The 509-nt window shown below is 64.4% G+C and carries 1 pseudogene; it reads left to right on the top strand.

Annotated features, from left to right (window positions below):
* A pseudogene (locus AACY49_RS30380) lies at positions 1–509 on the top strand (type VI secretion system protein ImpL); the annotation flags it as partial.

Raw genomic sequence — 509 nt, 5'->3', positions numbered from 1 at the left:
GCTGTTCGTGCGCGACAAGAGCGGCATTCTCGGCGTTGAACTGGACGTGCGTTGGCGTACCGATCGCGATGATGAAAAGGGCGCCGATAAGGTGATTGCCTGGAGCCTGCTCGCCGGCCGTCAGGAGATCAACTACCCGGCAGCCGAAGAGCCGAATCTGCGCTGGAGGGTTGGCCAGCCTATTCGCCTGACCCTGCGCTGGGCGCGTAACGGCAAGGAACGTCCGGTCAACGATCCGCTGCAACCGAACCTGGTGGTGCGCGATCTGGAGGCAGGCTGGGAGTACGGCGGGCCGTGGTCGCTGCTGCGCCTGATGCGTGCGCATTTCTCGGTGCAGCGCCAGCCGAGCATGGATTACACCGATTTCCCGCTGGCCCTGCGTTTGCCGGTGACCGGGGCGCCCGACAGCGTTACCAGTGAATTCGCACGGATGTACGTGCGCCTGTCGTTGATGAGTCAGGGCTCGAAACTGCCGCTGTCGATTGCACCGTTGCCCACGCGCGCACCGC

The organism is Pseudomonas sp. EL_65y_Pfl2_R96 (assembly GCF_963970905.1).
Lineage (GTDB): Bacteria > Pseudomonadota > Gammaproteobacteria > Pseudomonadales > Pseudomonadaceae > Aquipseudomonas.
This window is presented reverse-complemented; position numbering and strand designations above follow the sequence as displayed.